This window comes from Oleiphilus sp. HI0066 (genome assembly GCF_001635725.1).
Map to the genome: position 1 here is coordinate 1 of NZ_LWFH01001511.1, position 20,182 is coordinate 20,182.

Consider the following 20,182-nt stretch of genomic DNA (forward strand, 5'->3'; position numbering starts at 1 on the left):
GCAGCTATGTCTAAATTACTATTTGATTTGTCGGTTAAAGCCCTAGATGCTGGATATGTTGGATTGTTTAAAGAGCTTTTTGACAGTTCGTGGACTAATCTGACAAAAAAAACAATGTTCTGCCGCTTAGTTTGGATTGCTCGCATCTAGGGCTTTAACCGACAAATCAAATAGTAATTTAGACATAGCTGCACGGCAAATTATACCCGAATTATGGTCAAGCCTCTCGGCCAGTTTTAAATAGCAATAGCGATAATTTTTCGCTTGCGTTTTTATTTTTTCGAACGAAAAATGTTGCAAATTGCTAGCTGTCGCCGAGCCAACACTAAACCTCGTGTAGGCGCTCATAACATCTGGCAAAAAAAGTGCGCCACCTCGAATAGAGCCTAATACTTGGATAAAGGTATCTCCTGCAGGCGCCTTGTCGACAAACCAGCTTGGAAAAGGGCAAATGGAGGATTTACGAATTAGTAAAGAAGCGGTTGGCATAAACGCACCACCGCCTTCAATCACTTGATTTAACGAATAAATCATCTCTACAGCACTTAAGTTGTTACGTACTGAATGAAACTTTTCATTGCCAATTACTTTCGCAGGGTGAAAGCATAAATCTACATTCGGATGACGCTGGAGTGCGTCATACTGTTTTTGGAGCTTTAGAGGGTCAATCCAATAGTCGTCACCGTCACAGATTGCAATGTATTCGCCCTTCGCTCTAGCAACTACATCCACAAAATTTCTCTTACCACCAATATTGGAGGGTCTATTTATTGGAGTATAAGAGCGCTTCACACTATCTTTATAGGAATTCAAAATTCGTGCGGTTTCATCAGGAGAAGAATCGTTACCAACTATTACCTCAAATTCAAATGTAGTTCTTTGATTAAAGATTCCTTCCAAACAATCTCGAATATATCTAGAGTGTTTGTAAGTAATCACACAAACTGAAACGACTATATTATCACTCATTAAAAACAGACCCAAAATAACCCAGAAAACGATGCCTTATCGTTTTGATACACAAAAGTGAGAAAATAAAAACCGTCAGTGATTGGGTCAAGATATTACAAAGTAGCCCAATTCGATCTTCCCCAAAAAGATGCTGCGGCCAAAAATAGCTAACCGAAAAGATAAACAATGCCGCCGGCAAAACAGCCTTACATAACCACTGCACATGCAAACCTTTCGCAAAAGCACGATGCACCACAGGCACCCAAAAAATAAAAAACAACAGCCGCACCCCGAACCATGCTTTTGCTGCACCCAGTGCGCCATAGTGATAGGCTGCATAGGCAATCACAGGCACCTGCACGCAAGCAGATAAGGTTGAGCCAAAAACGTGCAGCTTCAACTTTCCGTAAGCAAATTGCAGGTAGTACTGAAACGCGGCCACCGCCAATATGCCATTGCCTAGCGCAAACCAAAAAAGCACCTCTTCACTCCAAGCGGCTGCATCTTGATTTCCCGTCCAAAGGTAAATCAAAGGCCTTGCATTAAATGCAATAACAAACGCCGCTGATAAACATACCGCTGCAACCAACTGCGTACCAAGCAGATAAAGCGCATGTAACTCTTGTGTTTTTCCTGACTCGGCAAATACCGTCATTCTCGGGCGAATTGCTTCGGACAAGGGCTGGGATATTTGCAGTATGCCACCCACGACTAGAGCCACTAAAGTGTAATAACCAAATTCTGTCAGACTCAACCCGCCCGATAATATGGCCTTATCGACTTGAGTGATCAACACCCAGATACCCGCCGTGTACGCTATACCCATTGCAAAGGGCAAGGTAGGCTTAACAACGCTCCAATAAAATCCATAGCTACGCGCAACGCTCTTAGGCACTAGAGCAAACTGTTTGTTACGCACAACAACCAACTCGGCCAATGAAAGCACAAGCTGGTAGACAAAATAATGGACCACATTATTGGAGATGAAGGCCACTAAACAAAGGCCGCCGAGAAACCGTAATGAAACAAAAATAACATCCATAACATTCATGTAGACTTGCTTTTCAAGCCCCATAATGCCGCTACGATACAAACTACCCTGAAAACGCACCGCAGCGACAAACAGCATCAGCATCACCGAAAGCTCAACGCTCGTAATCGCTAGGCTCTCTACTTTGAGCCAGGAAGTGGCAAACCAGCCGCTACCTAACACCGTGGCAAAAATCATTAAGCCAACCAGAACAGCAAAGATCAGCTCATAGCTCGTTAATACCCGGTAAAAACTTTCGAACCCATGCTTTGAGGCTCTAGCCTTTGCAGCCTCTCGCCCGAGGGTTGGCGCAAGCCCCATATTAAGCAACTGAATCCAGGATTGAACAACCGTAAACAAACCCACCAAGCCATAAGCCTCATCACCGAGGTATTGCATATACAATGGAAGTACAACAATACCCGTAACGATGACATAGATACGGCCAACATAGTTGGCAACAGTGTTTTTTAATAAAATCAAACTAACACTATGCGTCTAGTATATTTAGGCGTTCTCTACAAGACATAATTCCTTGAAGAGCTTGCGCTTCAGAAAACCTGCCGTTCGAAGTAATCGGCACCGAAACCAGTTCGTTTACCCCGTAACTACTTCGAATATTCCTCATACGCTCAAGAAATAGATCATTAGTTGAAACGATGGTGCCGCCAGTGTAGGTATCAATCAACTCACCTCGCTCATGGCTGATGATAGCGCAACTAGCTTTCTGAACAATACTTTTCAACAACTCCACGTCCTCAAAAGGGTTTAATACGAAGCAAACCTGACCACTTAACGCTTTGATGTTATCTATATTTTTTGGACGATTTAAAAAGTCGATTTCATAAAACTTATTCCGGGCGGAACATAAATTATCCGTCCCGCTTCTAATTTTATTTAATATTATGCCGCTCTTTATTCTTGCATCTTTAATATCGACAGCATCAGCGTCAGGTACTTCGACTGACACCATAGCCGAGGCCACAAAGAGGTTAGCCACCGCGACAGCATTCGCACTTAATAATGAAGCAACTAAGTCTTCAAAAATGCGTGCTTTTGGACCATGGTTAGTGAAGTAGTCGGTGGCGTCGACCGAATCAATACATTCTTTAAAACGTTCAAAATCTAGCATTATCAACTCCTATTTACCCAACTAATTAAAGGCCGAACAACTTATTTAATTCAACAACTACACTCTTGGCGTTTTCAGGAGCGAACCTCTGCCCACAGGGCAAGTTCAGAAACAAGTTTTTCAGCTCATTGGTCGACTTCAAATCAGTTTTTTTCGTTGCGTAAGAAGCAGATTTATCATGAAGCGGAGGGTAATAGTGAGCTCGACACTGTATCCCCAGAAAGTTCAATTGTTTAACACAATCATCTCTGGACACTGGACTAGTCTCAGTAAATTCTACAACTATATTTTTAAATGATGTTTGTTCCGACTGATCAAAATGCAATAACCTAACAAATGGATGCCCCTTTAGCTGCTGCTCATAAGCCTCGTACACCTGCCTGTTATGAGAAACATTGCGCTCAATGGCATCCAAACCTGCTAACGCGTACACACAATGAAGAGGATGAATATCTGCTTGAATGTAGGGAAGCCGATACTTTGAAGAAGAGGTGGTCGTAATTGACTTTAACTTATCAAAAAATTCCTGATCGTCCGTACATACATACCCCCCTTCGATACCATTGATCAGTTTGCTGGCATGAAGTGAAAAGACCTCTCCAACCCCAAAGCTGCCGACACGTTTACCTGAAACGGTCTCATGAACCGACTCTACAGCATCAAACAATACAGGAACATTATGCTGCCTCCCCACATCTATAAGCTGCTGAACAGGGCAACAATTCACTATAGGGTGAACAGGTAAAATAAGCGCTGAATCTTGATCGATACTCTGACTCAATTTGTCAACAGAAAGAGCTAGCGTGTTAGGGTCAATATCAATAAACTTTGGCACCATCCCCGTCCAATTAACAACATCAGCTAACCTCCTATAGGTCATGGATGGCATCAAGACGTCCTTAGCGCCTCCTTTATTTGTTTTAGCAATTATTGAAGCAACTAAGGCCCAAAAGCCCGTCGAAAACGAAAGACAGTATTGGCTCGAATGATAATCACGAAAACGATCTTCAAACAAATTTACTATTGTGCCTCGAGAAAGGTGGTCGAAATAGCTTTCAAGCTCGCCCGAACTTGGTTTGAACAAATTAGAAGTTGAGTATATTTTGGGGTCGAACTTCATATAATTAAGCTCTCTGAAGAGTTAGGTCAAAACGATACTTTGCAGCATAAAAGCCTTCAGGCATCGTCGATACTGACGCCTTCCACCCCTTCGACTTCGCCAAATCAATTAACTCTTCAGCATGCCACCAGACCCCGATCGCCGACATATTATCGTCTAGATCATATGAGGAAATATTTCGCTTGCTGAAAAACTCTTTAGCCTTTGGTTTATTAGGCAAGTTACCGATAAACACTTTTGATATTGACGGCACTTCCCATAATTTGCCAAACAACTCATCAACAGCCTCCTTGGACAAGTAGGACATTACTCCATAACAAAGTACGTGCGTAAAAGTTTCAGCAGTTTTTATGTTTGCCACGAATTTAGAAATATCAGCAACGACATACTCTCTAACTACGTCATGGCTAAAAAATTCTTTCGCCACTCCTACTAGATACTCTGAAAAATCAACGCCGGTATAACTATCTAAGCGATCAAATATATAACTTGCTAATGCGGCATTGCCGCACCCTAAGTCCAACAAATGAACTTCGTCATCTCCCGACTCTGAAAACAAATGGGCATCGATAGCTTCTACAATCGAATTGATATCCCCTTCGCTAACCGGCTCGCCATTCACCGTCCTTTTAATCTGGCGCCAGAAATCTGTTCTATCAACTGTTTTAGGGAATTCTTTGTGCATATCCATTTATATTTCCTTAAGTTCTTGAGGGTCAACTAACGAATACGATTGCTCAATTCGATTCCCTACATCATCCAAAGAACAAAACATTAGCATATCAATGATAGATAAACCTTCAGTAAAGTTCGCCCTACGACCTTGCACATAAGGCTCAAGATGTGGTTTAAGAAACTTGATATCTACACCATTACGCTGGTAATCAAGCGCATCAAAAATATCAACCCCACCACAAGGGTTAACATATTCATCCCCCCCCAATGCCTTTGTAATCTGCAGCGCCCAGTCCCCCGGCCCTCGAATATCAGAGAAGTCCAAGCCTAAACTAGAGGCTTGAAGCACATCACAACCAACACCGATAACTGGCAAAAGATCTTCAACAATTAACTGGATTACATCTGTAAATCCCGACCTATTGGAATTCGCCCACTTTTCAAAAAGCGCGTATACGCGCTCGTAGTTTGGAGCTTTCATTCGTTTGTAAACAGATAGAACTCCTTCAATATGACCTAACCAATCAGCACCCAAGGAAACCGAAACATCAGAAATCATGGTTTGACTATCAGCAATACAAGGCATCTTTATATAGTTAAATTCTTTTGACGGATCGCTATGAAGAACCCTGTTCCGGGACATCCAACTTCTTTTTTGAAATTTAACAACATCGAATAAAACAAAAACGTCAGCTTCTGAAAACAACTGCCAGTATCCCTGATAGGGCAAAAAGTATGGCTGCATAATTGCTACTTTCATGCAACCACCATCCCTTTCAACGAATCCAAAATAAACCTCTCATTTAAACCTGTACTTCCCGCCCAAATAGGCAAACACAAAATACGCGATGAAATATCCCTAGAGACTGGGTATTCAGCTGTACTTTGCAATTCTTTTACCTGCTCAAGTGAAGGATAAAAGTAACGACGAGCCTGAATACCTTTCTCTGCCAAATTGGCTACGGTATTTAGCACTGCCTGTTCGCTCTCTAACACCATGGGGAAGTATGCATGGTTGTTGTTTGCATTTGAGTGGCGCTGCTGTAGCTGATATTGATGGCCTAGCTCTTTTGCATACGCATCCCATATATCAGCACGTTGCTGTTTGATAGTTTCAATGTCGTCAAGCACAGCAAGCCCGACCGCCGCGTGAAACTCACTCATCTTTGCATTAGTACCAAGCATTCCGATCGAATCAGGCCCATCAATGCCGAAATTGATCATTTTTCGGATTTTATCGGCTAGCTCTTTGGTTTTGGTAATTACTGCGCCGCCTTCGACCGAATGAAAAAGTTTAGTGGCATGGAAACTGATGGTGCTAGCATCGCCATGCTTGAGCACTGATTCGCCATGTAAGGTTGTCCCAAAACAGTGGGATGCGTCATAAACAGTTTTTAAGCTGTGCTTGTCAGCGATAGCTTGAATAGCCTCGACAATACAAGGGTTACCAAATACATGCACTGGCACAATGGCGGAGGTTTGTTCGCTTATCTTTTCTTCAATGAGTGCTGGGTTTATATTCCAGGTGTCTGGGTCAATATCGGAAAACACCGGCTGCAAGCCTTCCCATTTTAGTGTGCTTGCTGTTGCAATGAAGCTAAAGGGCGTAGTAATGACCTCGCCTTTTAGCTCATGTGCTTTGTAGGCGAGGTGTAATGCCAATGAACCATTGGCGACAAGCACAAAACAATCGGGGTCGATACCCAAATACTCCGCCAATCGCTGGCTTAGTTTTTGAACAAGAGGGCCGTTATTAGTAAGCCAATTGGTCTCGTAAATGCTGTCGATATAGGCATCGACTGTTGCACGATCTGGTAAATAAGGTTTCGTAACTGGAATCATAGCTCTTTTAACACTTCCTGATCTTTTACTGCTTCCGAATTTTTCAGTTGTTCTGCCCCTTCAGCTTCAACTAACTCCTTTCCCATTTCCTTTAGATAAGCGCTGTATTGCCCCTTCCCCATTTGCTTCACTTTGTCCAAAAGATCTTGGATAGAGAGCCATCCATTATGCAGGCCTATTTCCTCCAAACAGGCAATCTTGAAACCCTGGCGTTTTTCGACTGTTTCTACAAACTGGGATGCCTCAAGCATGCTTTCATGCGTGCCTGTATCTAGCCAAGCAAAGCCACGCCCTAAGGTTTCTACAAACAGGTTGTTTTTCTCAAGATAGGCATTATTGACGCAAGTAATTTCCAGCTCACCACGCGAGCTAGGTTGTACGGCTTTTGCGATGTCGACCACACGATTATCGTAAAAATACAATCCCGTCACGGCATGTTTTGACTTTGGTTGGGCAGGTTTTTCTTCAATAGATATAGCTTGTTTGTTTTGATCGAATTCTACTACTCCAAAGCGCTCAGGGTCTTTTACCTGATAACCAAACACGGTGGCTATTTGCTCTTCTTCGACTTTGCGTTTTGCTTCAAGAAGCTTCGGCGAGAAGTTGGGGCCGTAAAATACATTATCACCCAAAACCAAACACACTGAATCTTGACCAATAAACTTTTCACCGATGATAAAGGCTTGCGCGAGACCCTCCGGCTTTTCTTGTACGGCGTATTCAAGCTGAATACCAAACTGCGATCCGTCACCTAAAAGCCGCTTGTACTGAGGAAGATCCTCGGAGGTTGAGATGATTAAGATTTTGCGAATCTTGGCAAGCATCAATACCGACAATGGATAGTAGATCATCGGCTTGTCATAGATAGGTAATAACTGCTTTGATACACCTAGCGTGATCGGGTGTAAACGCGTACCCGAGCCACCGGCTAATACTATGCCTTTCATTAGTCAGCTAGCTCCAATAGGCCGCCATAAATTTCCATTCCGCGAAGCTTATTCGCCCAAAAAACAAGCTGCTTATACCAGTCTAAAGTTATTGTCTCGGGCGTTTTATCCAAAGTACCTGCTTGAAGGGCGGCAACAATCTCTTTCACACCCCGCTCTGCATTCCATGCTGCCTTCCATCCCAAGGTGCGCTCGATTTTACTAAAATCCACTTGATAACTTCGGTGGTCGGGATCGCCATACCACTCTACCTTAATTTCTTCATTAAGGAGTTCGCCAACCTGTCTTGCGACTCGCTGCCCAAGATCCCCTAACTGGTAATTATTTTCAGCACTACCTACGTTAAAAATTTCACCATTCACTAGCCCCGAATCACACTCAAGCAACAAACACATTACATCCGTTGTATCTTGGACATGCAGCATAGGACGATATTGCTTACCGTCCCTCATCAAAGGCAGAACTTTGTTTGAATACGCGCCGTAAGTCATCCCATTAACAGCTAAATCAAATCGCATCCTCGGACTCGCACCAAACACTGTTGCCTGACGCATTACAGCCACACAAAAGTCAGCCGAAGATTGCTCCAAAACACCAAATTCTGCCTGTTCATTTGCTTTCGCATAAGTTGTTAATGGATTGGTTGGCGTAGATTCGGATGCAACCTCATCAAGAAATCCATAAATGCTACAACTTGAAGGCAGGACATATCGCTCGCAACCTGCCTGTTTTGCGAGATTGGCAGTTCGCACACGACTTTGATGATTTATTTCCCAAGTCACGTCTTGAAACAATTCGCCACTCGGATCATTGCTTATTGCGACCAGATCAATCACACCATAGACACCCTCAAAAAGACTTTCTGGAATCTTGCGAGAATCCTCGACCACAATCTGAAGGTTTGCATGGGGAGTAAGCTTATCCTGACCGAAGAAATACCTATCTAGAGCAACAACTGCATAGCCTTTTTCCAACAACTTTGGCACTAACACGCTACCTATGTAACCGCCCGCCCCTGTAACCAATATTTTTTTCATTTTATCCAATTCCATCTTTCAATCTTGATTCTTTAAGCCCCGTATTAGGGCAATAATACAGCCGAGCAGGCCACCAAGCATCGCACCGAAGATACATATCAAAGCGCGTTTTGGTTTGGACTTTTCTTCCGATACACGCGACTCGCTGACGGTTTTAAAAACGTATTCGGTAGAGCCTTTGGCAAGCATGAGCACTTTGGTTTGGTCTTCAATGAGGTCGTAGAAAACACTCTGCATGCTTGCGAGTGGAGTTTCTTCAATTTGTTGCTTTAGGAAGCTGACGTTTTTTTGTGCTTCTTCGGCGTCACGCGCTTTTAGTTTGGAATTGATTTTATTAAGGAGCGCATCCACCCACACTTTGGCGACTTCTGGCGAGTAGTATTCAATGTCAAGACTGGTAAAGCCGCTGACTTTGTCTTCGCCTACTGACAGGTATTCTTTGAACTGCTCGTATAACTCCCAAGAGCTTGGCTCTGCTTGCTTACCTTTAGGTGGCTCGCGCGTCCAGGTTTGAGTTTGCGGATCGTAGATTTCGGTGTCGTAGATCAGCTCGTCGGTTTCAGGGTTCCAGTCTTTGACTGCAAACACTTGCGTGGCGATATTTTGCTCTTGAATAAATTCCTCTATAAAAGCCCAGCTCTGGAGGATTTCAAGTGCTTCGGCGGTTTTATTGGAACCGCCACCACCAAGGTTAATGCCAGCCAATGAGGCAAGACCACCGAATTGACCTGCGAGTTTGCCAAGGCCGCCACCTCCTGCGGATTCTGCAGGGGCAAGTACAGCGGTGCTTTTATACATATTTGGGAGTGAAAGAGCGTAGAAGACGGAGGCAACAGAGAAGATGGCGGTGAAGCCGATGATGATCCACTTGCCGCGCATGAGGACACGCCAGAGTTCGAGGAGGTCTATTTCGTCATCGTAGGGGGGGTGCGATTGGGGCGCATGGCTAGTCCCGAGAATCGAGGGTTGTTGCTCTGACACTTTTTATTGCTTCCGTTACTGTAGTGTTCTTTTGTTTTCCGGCATAGCCGGTTGATATTTTTTCTTTTCAGGTTTCGCCTAAAGGCGAATTAAGGGCTTTGCGCCTGCAAAAGCCCTTAATAATCCAAAACGGCCCCTGCTCTTCGGCCCTTCGGGTTCGCTTATCACTTACTCAAAGCCGGCGCTGCGGAACTCACTCACTTCGTTCGCTCAGACAGTCCTCGCGCAAATCCGGTTTTTCCTTTCGTTCTTCGCCCTTAAGCCAAGGGGTTATTTGCTTCGATAGCATTTTGTGTTTACGAAGCTTCTATAATCTTGGCAGCTTCGTTCAATTTTTGTGTGTACGAGACTTCTGTATATCTATTCACTTCATTTTGAAGTGCGTTATTTGATTGCCATCAATATTAGCTGAGGTTTGGCATTAAATGGCTTAGCGTTTGTTAATGGTTGGGCATTCCTAAAGAACGACATTTTGAGCTCATGTTTCAAAGACTTACTTAATGCAAAGCCCTACTCGGCGATATGTTCTGAGATTCCCAGTCGAGCTGAGAATGACGACTGCAGCGCTCCATTTGGCAGATATATTGTAAGGTTCCCAATCAAGCTGAGAATGACGCGGCTGCCTAGTATTATTTAGGCACGCTTCCGCCCGAGGGGCGTTTTCCTTTTGCCTTGTTCGAGCGACCTTGCTCTTTTGTTTTCCTGTACGCTAATAACTAATATGACAGTTTTTTACAGTTTTTTGTAGCGCTTTATAGACTTATATTGGGTGTTTTTTTGCTAGGCGCTTTGTTTTTTGAACTCGGTATTTTTTAGGGTGAGTTTTGTTTGTTTTTCGAGCAGCTTGATGAATAACACGGAGCGTTCTAGGCCATCTTGCGTTTGGTAGATGGCAGATAAACCGTTAAACGGGTCGTCGGTAATGGTAACGATATCACCCTTATGAAGATTGGTAGCGCTATTGGCTGCAGCTGCGTGTTGTAAGCTGGCGATATTACTTTGCAGCTGTGAAATAAGCGCCTGGTTAACTTGGGCGAGTTGCCCACCAAAACGGACGAAATCATAAACACCGCGGGTTGAGCGTAAAGCGTTAAAGTTTGCTTTGTTACCGGCCACGTTGACGAATAAATAACCAGGGAATAAAGCTTCTGTTTGCGTTGTGCGCTTGCCGTTTTTTAGGCGCGTGTTTTGGTAGTCTGGGTAGAATGCTTGATAGCCCTGGTTTTGGATGTTTTCGCAGGCGCGGGCTTCGTTACGGGGCTTTGTGGTTAATAGATACCAAGGCATGGTAACAGCCCTTTGTTATTGTTGTTGGTTTTTTCAGCGCCGCTTTCGTGCGGCGGACGAGTTAAGGGGCAGAACCAATAACTGTAGATTCCGGATCAAGTCCGGAATGACGGTCTTGGCGTACTCTAACCCATTTAAGCTAGATTCCATCGGCACTGGCCGACAGCAGCTAGGGTCTTTGTTTCGCCAAAGACCCTAGGACCCAAAAGCGACCCGGAGCGCAAGCGCTCGACGGGATTTCACCCTTCGATAGGTTTTTGAGTTTACGAGGCTATAATAGCGCTTTTGAAACACGTCTAAAGCACGCCAAAAGATGCAATAAATAGTCGAAGTCAAAGTAAGCGGACTCTAGATTCCGGATCAAGTCCGGAATGACAGCCTTGGCGTACTCTGAACCCGACTTTGCGGAATGACGGTCTTGGCGGACTCTGAGCCCGACTGTATACCTATAAGCTACCCACTGCGGCAGCGCCGAGTGCTATTTGGTAGAAAATCTGGCTCACGTCACGCCAAAGTACTAACTGGTCTAGCTTGTCTGCATCTAGTGGCACGACAACCGTATCACCTGGCTCCATTTGCGCGTCATTACTGGCAAACCAATGACCGCTATCAGGCAGTTGTACGCCACCATTTGCTTTAATAATGTAAATACGATCTTCATCCGCTTTGTCTGTTGTACCACCGCTACGCTCGATGTAATCGGTGTAATCAAGCTTCGGTTCGAATACCTGCGAGATAGGCAACTGCACTTCACCAATAATAGTAACACTGTTCTTGCGTGAAGGAATGGTTAGCGCATCACCATTTTGTAGCGGAATACTGTAATCAAGGTCTTCGGCTAGTACTTTGCGCAGATCAATCACTAAACGTCCTAGCGCTGGCGTTTGTTGCAATTGAGCAAGTAGCTCTTGTGCTTTACCGATATCACCACTACGACGCGATGCATCTTTTTCAACAAGCTGCGCTTTGGCGATGTCTTCTGCCAAACGGCGCTGCATTTCTTGCAAGCGTTTCTCTTGCTGTTCTTTTAACTCGATACGCGTAAATACTGCACCAGGCACATAAGCATAATCCGTCACACCACCCGCCCGCTTAAGAACATCGCGTAGTTCATCGTCTTTATGAATCGGGTACACGCCTGGGAAACGCACTTCGCCTTTTAACTCTACGAAATGGTTTTCAACCCATTCTGGAATAGCCCGAATTTGGAGCACATCGCGCGATTTAAATTCAAACTCGCGCCCTGACGCCATACTCAGGTCAATTTCATAACGCGCTTGAATTCGTTTTTGCTGATCATCGAAATCAGTACGATTGATCTCAGCGCTAAGCTTATAGGCTTTCTCAGTTAAACCACCAGCTGCGTAGATAAGATCTTCAACGTTCATACCTTCTACGAGCGGAAAATCCCCCGGGTAACGCACAGAACCAGTAATACGTACTTCTTGAGACGGGTTACCGATCTCACTCTGTGCACGAAGTTCTTCCAGAATTTCATCAATTACCCACTTACGCCCCCAGTAAGCTGCTTCTTTTTCAAATTCAGTAACGGTAAAACGAGTACGTGAATGCGCACGATCTCGGTCTAATAAAGGAGATTGAGCGTTATCGGTAGATGACGTTTGATAATCGAGCGGCAAACCCGTTATACGCGCGTCTGAAAATGCAGCACTTGAATTCGCAAACTCTTCTGCCTGAGCAGCCATCTCTTCATATTCCGGAGAGAGCTTTTGATCGCGCGGATACAATCCGAATACTAGAATCTCGTCTTTGCTTTTAAGCTCAATATTGTACTCAGAGCTTGGGTCAGCGAGTGCGCGATCCATTCTGAACGACAGCACTTTTAAGGTTTGTTGGGGCGGCAAATAACGCTTAATTAAGCCATAACGTAAATCAGAACCTGGCTTGAGTTGATCTACGGAACTAATCACGTCTGTCAGGCGCATTCCGTCTTTGAAGCTTTGTACACCAGGGCGATATACATGACCGCGCAGAGCAATCGTGTCTTCGACTTTTTCGAGGACTGAAGGAATGCGCAATATGTCGCCCGCTTGCGCTGGATTCGCGTTTAAGTCTTCTGCTTTGGCCGATACATTCAATACGGTTCGCTGATCAACATCATTGATACGCTCTAACGTACTCTTCTTTGGATAGGCCGAAGGTTTTAAGCCTCCAGCAAAACCAAGCAAGTCGCTTAATGTCTCACCTTCTTTGAATTCATAAATTGCAGGCCGGCGCACTTCACCATCTACGCCCGCTGTATTGCCAACGGGAGGAATAAACACCACATCACCCGAACGTAATGCAGCATCATTAGAGGTATCACCTTTCAAAAGTAACTCGTACAAATCTAGCGTTTGTACTAACTCACCTTTTCGTTTGAGCTGAATATTACGTAGAGACCCGCTCTCACTGATACCGCCACTCAAAACAAGCGCATTAGTAATGGTCGACAGTGAACTCACCACATAGCTGCCTGGCACATACGCCTCACCAAGCACAAATACCCTAATCGACTTTAGCTCCCCCATCGAGATTGAAGCTTTCACACCGATCATGCGCTTAGAGACTTCGTCACGCAGCTTGTTTTTAACTTCTTCAAAACTAAGGCCTGCCACGTTCAATGGGCCTAGTTCTGGAAAATAAACCTTTCCTTGCGCGTCGATTCCGAGCTGATAGCTCTTACTTTCCTTACCATAAAGCTCTACTTTTAAGGTATCACCCGGACCAAGTACGTAATCATTTGAAACAGGAATATCATTCACTGGTTCAAATGTACTTGGAGCCCCTGCAAATAATTCATAACCGAAAGGTACTAATTTGCCTGCTTGATATCGTGCACTGGATTCTTCTTCTGGCACATCTCCTCGAGGCAAGGCTTGTTCACTTGGGTCTTGAGACTGCCCACTTCGAGTGAGTACAGAAACTTGCTGTTTAGTTTGTTCTTCTTGAAGACCACTACCACTCGTGCCACCGCCAAATTGGCTTAAATCGACGCCATACTGCGCAGCTAAAGCTTGTTGTTGCGTAGGATCCATACGCATAAATTGATCAATAAGAAGAGGATCCACATCGATGGCGGAAGCTGGCGTAATAACACTTACAAATAATGCAGGCGCTAAAAAAGAAGAGATAAATCGAGCAATTCTTTCCATGAAGCGATGTTTCTTGTCTTTACTGTTGTTGTTCTGTTTTCTAATCAGCATGCAGTGTACTACACGAATGTTTTTCGGCTAGAACTTTCATCGTTACCGTTACGTTAATGATGTCGTTTTTTTACTCAACCGTTTTTCTCAGAGGACTTTTCACAATAAGCGATTTACCACCCCTCCACGACCAGCTTGCCCATCAACTCGCCATTCTCTATCACTTGATGCGCAGCGAGCAGGTTCTTAGCATTAATAGGGCGATAGGTATCAGCTAACACACTCTTCAAAATACCTTCATCTAAAAGGCGTGAGACTTCCGAAAGAATATGACGTTGTTCGATCATGTCAGGTGTTTTGAACATTGCTCGCGTAAACATGAATTCCCACACCAAACTCGCCGATTTAGGCTTCAACTTATTCAAAGCCAGTGGCTTCACATTATCTACAATGCAGCAAATTTTGCCTTGCGGCTTAATGATGTCACACATTGCATCGAAATGTTGATCAGTATGACTACAACACAGTATGTAATCAGCACCTTTGTAGCCAAGTGTCGAGATTTGCTGCTGAATATCGTCATGGTGATTTACAACATGCGCTGCACCTTGACTCACGCACCACTCAATTGCGCCACGTTTACTCGCTGTTACCACTACTTTCAAACCTGCTAAACGCGCGGCCATTTGTGTAGCAATTGCGCCCACTGAGCCAGAGCCGCCGATAATCAATAATGTTTTTTCGCTATTGTCTTTTGCAAGGCTAATTCCCAAGCGCTCAAATAAAGCTTCCCATGCAGTTAGGGAAATAAGCGGCATAGCAGCAGCTTCTGAATTTGATAATTTACTCGGCGCAGGCCCAACAATACGCTCATCAACGAGCTGATATTCACTATTCGAACCTTGCCGCGTGATATCGCCTGCGTAATACACTCGATCACCCGGCTTATAAAAACGTGTTGCATCACCCACGGCTTTTACAATACCAACCGCATCATAACCGAGCACTTTGGGTTCTTTTTCAACTGTATCTTTTGGGGATCTTACTTTTGTATCGACAGGATTGACGCTGACCGCATCAACTTGCACGAGAAGGTCGTGCGCCCATGGTTTCGGAATCGCGAGCTCAAAATCCTTGAGTGCATTATCGTCGCTGACAGGTAGGTATTTTGTTAGGCCAACCGCTTTCATTTTATTGTTATTCGACATCCTTCATCCCTTGAAGTGATCACGCGTTATCGCATTTGGTAGGACGAAGTATAACTTAAGCCGCTCGCGCACGGTCAAGCAGCTTATTGATTTATTTAGCGTTTATCGATTTTCATATCGATTTAGATCAACAATGCCAGATTTTTCCGACTGGTTAAACATATACCAAACATGCAGCCAATCGGAGAAGTCCCAAAACTTTGGATCCGTTCTGCGCACTGCAAAGTCATCCAACAAGGCAACATAATCTTCTTCGGTTTTCATTTGACCGATGCGTTCGACGAAATGGTCAAACAAGACCGTATGCACATCAAAAAACACTTTTGGATAGCTACCTAGTACACCAGGATAAAGCGTTAAGGTATCTCGTTCAGGAACAAGAAATTCGTCTTCCATAAACAATGAAGAGACATTCTCATGAAAACGATTACTCGCGATTGAGAACAACTGCATTTGTCCGTCCGGTGCTTTCACGCGCACCATAACTAACTCTGGCAACAATGAAGCGGATACTCCGCTAACCTTCTCTAATCGCTGCAGAGGATCATTTAATTCTGGAAATTGGTCCAAATAGACTTTTGGTAGTACCGATACGCGACGGTTTTCAGCGCGTGTATAATCATAGATTCTGTCGAGCAACTCGTTCTTCGGATCATCCGAGCCATATTCAATTGCATTGCGCGGCAACTTCATTTTATGCAGAACGTTTAGATAATCCTCCACCTTCTCTTCCGCGCTTTGATACCAGCTTAAAAATTCTTTCTCCGCGACATCATCAGGCAAGAACATTAAGAAATTGCTTTCACCTTCCATGCGTAAAAAGTCCATATACAAACGTGTATTCAACTGGTGGCCCACGTTGCCATACACATCAAAGCCGGCAACTAGCAAGTAGTGAATGCGTTCTAACAAACTATACGAAATTACCCAAGCGGTTTTCGGCTTATCGCCATGCAATCCCTTTACGACTGTCGCATTATCAAAGTGACGAAATATAGTGAGTGCTGCGTTCGGGTTATGCGCTTCATGCCCATCGATATTGCTTGTCAGACTTTTGCCACTCCAGAGCATATCGAGTGACAACTCAGCAACACCATCAGAAAAACTGTTGATGTAGTTGAGTTTATCAGTCAAATGCTTCTCTTGAAGCGCAGCGTATTTGGTCCATATTTTAAATGGTGAGGCTGTACTTCGATCTTCAGCAGGTAAGCGAAGGTTGCCCGCATAACTTTCAGCACGTGCTGGCTGATACAGCATAGTAGGAATGTCAGGGTCGACAAAAAATACCCAGAAATGATCTTCGATCACATTCAAGGCCACTTGCCCACGACATACGGGCCCCTTGATGTAACCCATTATCGTGAATTCAGCTTCTTGTAACATGAATTTATACCGCGCTGAAGCCGGAAGCTCTTTAAACGTAATAAATGGATTCGATGCACTCTTAGCATCATAGCCAGGCAATTTAGTCACTTCATAGTCGGCATTCAAAAACCACTCACGCCAAACCTTCATGCGCGCATCATTGAACTTATAAGGCATGTGGGTTTTATCGACGATCGTTCTGCGTACGGGCTTTAATCGGTAATAGAAGTTTGTTGTATTAGGATCATCAAATGGTCGACGTGAGGCAATTTCATCAATCGCCTGACCGCTAGGCGTGCGCGAACGAACCAAATTGAAATATTGGCCATTACCTAAATCTTCAAACCAAATATTCGCCAAAAACAGGTGTTCGTAGGCATAACGAGAGAACAACTTTTCTTTATTGCTCGGGCCATTAAAGAAGGCCTCCCATTTCGAGACTTGATCTAAGTAAAGCTGCCCTAGCGGCGACTGTGGCAGAACTGGTGAGCCCGCTTCTACCCAACGTTGAATCGTATTAAAGTCTTCATCGCTAATGGCAGGAAGTCCGAAAGGCATTCCCCACTCCGGATGGGTTTTGGCATAGCCTTCGTATTCTTCAATTGTTGGACACTCTTGCGCACGATCTGTTGAGAAATCGAATACATCTGGGTCAAGTTGCGCCGTTTGCGGAAGCGGATGCTGACGCTTTTGCTCCAACATTTTTAAAAGCAAACTGCCCTGCACATTAGCGACAGGATTTTGCGCACGCTCATTCAATACAGGAAAATAATCCCGCGCACGCCACTCTTCGGTTGTTTTTGCATCGACACCAAGACGGGAGGGCTCAGCCGCTACGATACGAGCCCCGTCATATACCAACTCTTTACTCGCGCCACGATCAAGCCCGTCATATGACGACAACTTCAACTGACATGGACCGTCATAACAAGCATGACAACTGACACAACGCTTATCAAAGATGGGCTGAATATCGCGATGATATTCTGGGACACCTTGCTGATATTCAGCGACTTCACGATTTTGTACCTCGGGTTCACCCCATTGTTGATCAAGTTGATGTTGTGCAATCGTGGCACAACCAATGACGAAGAGGCTTATGAAGAAGTAACTAAGAAGGTGCTTTGATTTCATAATAGTCGGCTAGCTAATTTGGTTTGGATTCTATTTAGTTTGGCTAAGTAGCAGTTTAGAACAGCTGGGGAATGCTTCAAGATGAGGTTTTTGTTTTGACCTAAAGGTCGCTTGAAGAAGCTTTTAAGTTGAGCTGTTTATTTTCAAACTCTCGTTAATCTTAAATTCAATACTTCTAATCCGTTTATGTTCTTTCTTGCTCGCACAAGAAAGAACCAAAGAAATGCGTACCTGCTCTTCGGCCCTGCGGGTACATTCGTGACTGGTTAAAAATGGCGCTGCAGGACTCGTTCGCTACGCTCTCTCAAACAGTCCTCGCTTTATCCATTTTTAATTGGCGTCACTCATCCTACGAGAAGGCAGATTCCGCTTCGATGAAGCTTTTAGAAAAACAAACATGACTTTGCAGTCGAGCTGACAACGAATAAAGACTGATAGGTTTTGACCTGAAGTTTGTTGAAAGGGGCTTTGGGGTTGAGTTGTCTATTTTCAAACTATCGTTAATCTTAAATTCATTACTCCTAATCCGTTTATGTTCTTTCTTGCTCGCGCAAGAAAGAACCAAAGAAATGCGTGCCTGCTCTGCGGCCCTTTGGGTACATTCGTGACTGGTTAAAAATGGCGCTGCGGCCTGGCCCAGGCCACACTCTCTTGCTTCGCCATTCACCTTGTCTCGTTCGCGCTGCTCTCTCAAACAGTCCTCGCCTTATCCATTTGTAACTGGCGTCACTCATCCTACGAGAAGGCAGATGCCGCTTCGATAAATCTGGAAAAAAAACAAGGTTTGTGTCTTGCACCAACACCCCTTCTGACATGATGAGTCGCGGATAAAATAAACAGGAATTCGTCGAGGACTGTTTGAGCCGAAGGCGAGTCCCGCAGACGCTGTTTATTTTTGAGCAACGAATAAGACCGAAGGGCATGTCAGCGGGGCTGATTGGGATTGTTAAGGGACTTGTCAGCACAAGTGCCTTAACTCGACCTTTAGGTCGAAACCTGAAAGCGGAACAATCAAAGCTCTTAAGGCGCTGTAGGCCGCCGCTGACAAAAACATTTAAATGAAATTGAGCATTAATCCAACAACCGATTAAATTAATTCATCGCTATGACAGAAAGAACAAATAAACCTCAAATCAAAACCTTAAAGCGCCTATCGGCCGCCGCCGACTCTGTTCCCTAATCTAATGGAAAATTAAACGCTAAGTGAAAAACACCATCCTCTGCATCAGCAAAACGATAGCCAAAGCCAATGCGCTCGATATCACCCACTGAGGTTTCAATGGCTTTATCTAAGCCCCAAGTAAAACCAAGCTCGTGTACGTATTCATCTTGAAGAACAAGAGCTTCGTTTTCCTGAAGATCAAAGCCGACAGCAAAATAATAACTCGTCACATAGAATGAGAAGAAACTGCTCAAAGGCCCAAGCATGAGTCGCTCAGGAAACTTGAGATCAGCGCCAATCTGGAACGAACTAAAGTTTTCAGAAGCCGCATCTCTGGATGAGAAGCCAGCATGCTGCACCTTCGCAAACAGTATTTGTTGCTCTCCCCAAATATCCGTATACCGAAAAATAGACGAGCCTATTGCGTAAGTCGTGGCGCCATTGTGCGAGCGTAAATCCCGGGCATACCCAACATCGGCAAACGGCACAAACTTGAGCGCTTCCGAGTCCCAATAGTCTTTTTCAATCCCTAGTCCAATCGACATAGTGGAAGCGTCTTGCTCGAGATCAGTATTACCAACTCGCTCATAATCGAAGTTAGATAAGCCCAATGAAACAGGAACTCGCCATCGAAAATCACCTAGTGACGGTAAGATCTTCCTGTCATCCTCAAACCGCGGCATCAAGTTCAGAATAGTGACATCGTTGTCAGCGGTTTGATAAATACCAGAGCCGTAGTAATTCGAAAACGCGAAGTGCGGTTCGAATACTTCTTGTGCACGCAACTGAGAAGAGAAAATAAGAAAAAATAAAAACGATAAAAATGGGGTAAGAGTATGAGTGCTCTGACCCCAATCTGTTTTATGGAGAAAGGATTGAACTATCAAAATCGCCTGCATTCGTAAATAAGCCAGATGGCCCCGCGAGGGCATCTGCTGCGTCTGTCCATGCGTTTACGTTATAGGCTGTTTGAATGTCATTCAAGTCCGTGACATCAATCGCTTCTTGAACGAACTCAATAAAATCGGCACCACTGTTTACCGTCAGATCCGGCGTAGCGACAGCACAATTCGATGAGCTAGTCACACTACCGTCTGCGAGATCTACACAAATGGTACCAGTGATTGAAGCAGAAGTGCTGTCACGCTGATCTTCAATGTTCATC

16 protein-coding genes are annotated in these 20,182 nt (G+C 44.5%); all 16 read right to left on the bottom strand.

Translation table 11 applies throughout. The features are described from left to right. Positions 1 to 126 precede the first annotated feature (126 nt). On the bottom strand, positions 127 to 969 hold the full coding sequence (locus tag A3738_RS23500) for a glycosyltransferase (protein ID WP_068763898.1): 843 nt from the start codon (positions 967 to 969) through the stop codon (positions 127 to 129). Then, on the bottom strand, positions 962 to 2,464 hold the full coding sequence (locus A3738_RS23505; protein WP_068474565.1) for a lipopolysaccharide biosynthesis protein: 1,503 nt from the start codon (positions 2,462 to 2,464) through the stop codon (positions 962 to 964). The genes A3738_RS23500 and A3738_RS23505 overlap by 8 nt, the downstream gene beginning before the upstream one ends. A 7-nt stretch (positions 2,465 to 2,471) precedes the next feature. Continuing rightward, entirely contained in the window at positions 2,472 to 3,113 is a 642-nt protein-coding gene (locus A3738_RS23510) for a hypothetical protein (RefSeq protein WP_068474567.1), read from the bottom strand. A 25-nt stretch (positions 3,114 to 3,138) separates the two neighbouring features. Continuing rightward, on the bottom strand, positions 3,139 to 4,233 hold the full coding sequence (locus tag A3738_RS23515; protein ID WP_068474569.1) for a DegT/DnrJ/EryC1/StrS family aminotransferase: 1,095 nt from the start codon (positions 4,231 to 4,233) through the stop codon (positions 3,139 to 3,141). Between the two features lie 4 nt (positions 4,234 to 4,237). Then, positions 4,238 to 4,924, bottom strand: a complete 687-nt coding sequence (locus A3738_RS23520; RefSeq protein ID WP_068474571.1) for a class I SAM-dependent methyltransferase — start codon at positions 4,922 to 4,924, stop codon at positions 4,238 to 4,240. Next, a complete protein-coding gene (locus A3738_RS23525; RefSeq protein WP_068474573.1) occupies positions 4,925 to 5,668 on the bottom strand; it encodes a WbqC family protein in 744 nt (247 codons plus the stop codon). Continuing rightward, positions 5,665 to 6,750 (bottom strand): DegT/DnrJ/EryC1/StrS aminotransferase family protein, encoded by a 1,086-nt coding sequence (locus A3738_RS23530; RefSeq protein WP_068474575.1) that lies wholly within the window; start codon positions 6,748 to 6,750, stop codon positions 5,665 to 5,667. Before A3738_RS23530 ends, A3738_RS23525 begins: the two co-directional genes overlap by 4 nt. After that, the gene (gene rfbA, locus A3738_RS23535; RefSeq protein WP_082878256.1) at positions 6,747 to 7,697 is read right to left on the bottom strand and encodes a glucose-1-phosphate thymidylyltransferase RfbA; all 951 of its coding nucleotides are present in this window, start codon (positions 7,695 to 7,697) and stop codon (positions 6,747 to 6,749) included. The genes A3738_RS23530 and rfbA overlap by 4 nt, the downstream gene beginning before the upstream one ends. Further along, on the bottom strand, positions 7,697 to 8,734 hold the full coding sequence (locus A3738_RS23540) for an NAD(P)-dependent oxidoreductase (protein WP_068474590.1): 1,038 nt from the start codon (positions 8,732 to 8,734) through the stop codon (positions 7,697 to 7,699). Before A3738_RS23540 ends, rfbA begins: the two co-directional genes overlap by 1 nt. An 18-nt stretch (positions 8,735 to 8,752) precedes the next feature. Continuing rightward, positions 8,753 to 9,715: a Wzz/FepE/Etk N-terminal domain-containing protein gene (locus A3738_RS23545; RefSeq protein WP_231876744.1), complete on the bottom strand. Its 963-nt coding sequence runs from the start codon at positions 9,713 to 9,715 to the stop codon at positions 8,753 to 8,755. Positions 9,716 to 10,495: 780 nt separating this feature from the next. Then, positions 10,496 to 11,002, bottom strand: a complete 507-nt coding sequence (gene rfaH / locus A3738_RS23550) for a transcription/translation regulatory transformer protein RfaH (protein ID WP_068474578.1) — start codon at positions 11,000 to 11,002, stop codon at positions 10,496 to 10,498. Positions 11,003 to 11,448: 446 nt separating this feature from the next. After that, entirely contained in the window at positions 11,449 to 14,208 is a 2,760-nt protein-coding gene (locus tag A3738_RS23555) for an SLBB domain-containing protein (protein WP_082878258.1), read from the bottom strand. A gap of 113 nt (positions 14,209 to 14,321) precedes the next feature. Then, a complete protein-coding gene (locus A3738_RS23560; RefSeq protein WP_231876745.1) occupies positions 14,322 to 15,356 on the bottom strand; it encodes a zinc-binding alcohol dehydrogenase family protein in 1,035 nt (344 codons plus the stop codon). A 102-nt stretch (positions 15,357 to 15,458) separates the two neighbouring features. Then, complete coding sequence (locus A3738_RS23565; RefSeq protein WP_068474581.1) at positions 15,459 to 17,855, bottom strand: fatty acid cis/trans isomerase; 2,397 nt, start codon at positions 17,853 to 17,855, stop codon at positions 15,459 to 15,461. Between the two features lie 1,176 nt (positions 17,856 to 19,031). Further along, on the bottom strand, positions 19,032 to 19,904 hold the full coding sequence (locus A3738_RS23570; RefSeq protein ID WP_156502340.1) for a hypothetical protein: 873 nt from the start codon (positions 19,902 to 19,904) through the stop codon (positions 19,032 to 19,034). Continuing rightward, the coding region (locus A3738_RS31445) for a hypothetical protein (RefSeq protein WP_068763899.1) at positions 19,879 to 20,182 on the bottom strand (304 nt) is incomplete at its 5' end. The genes A3738_RS23570 and A3738_RS31445, both read right to left, overlap by 26 nt.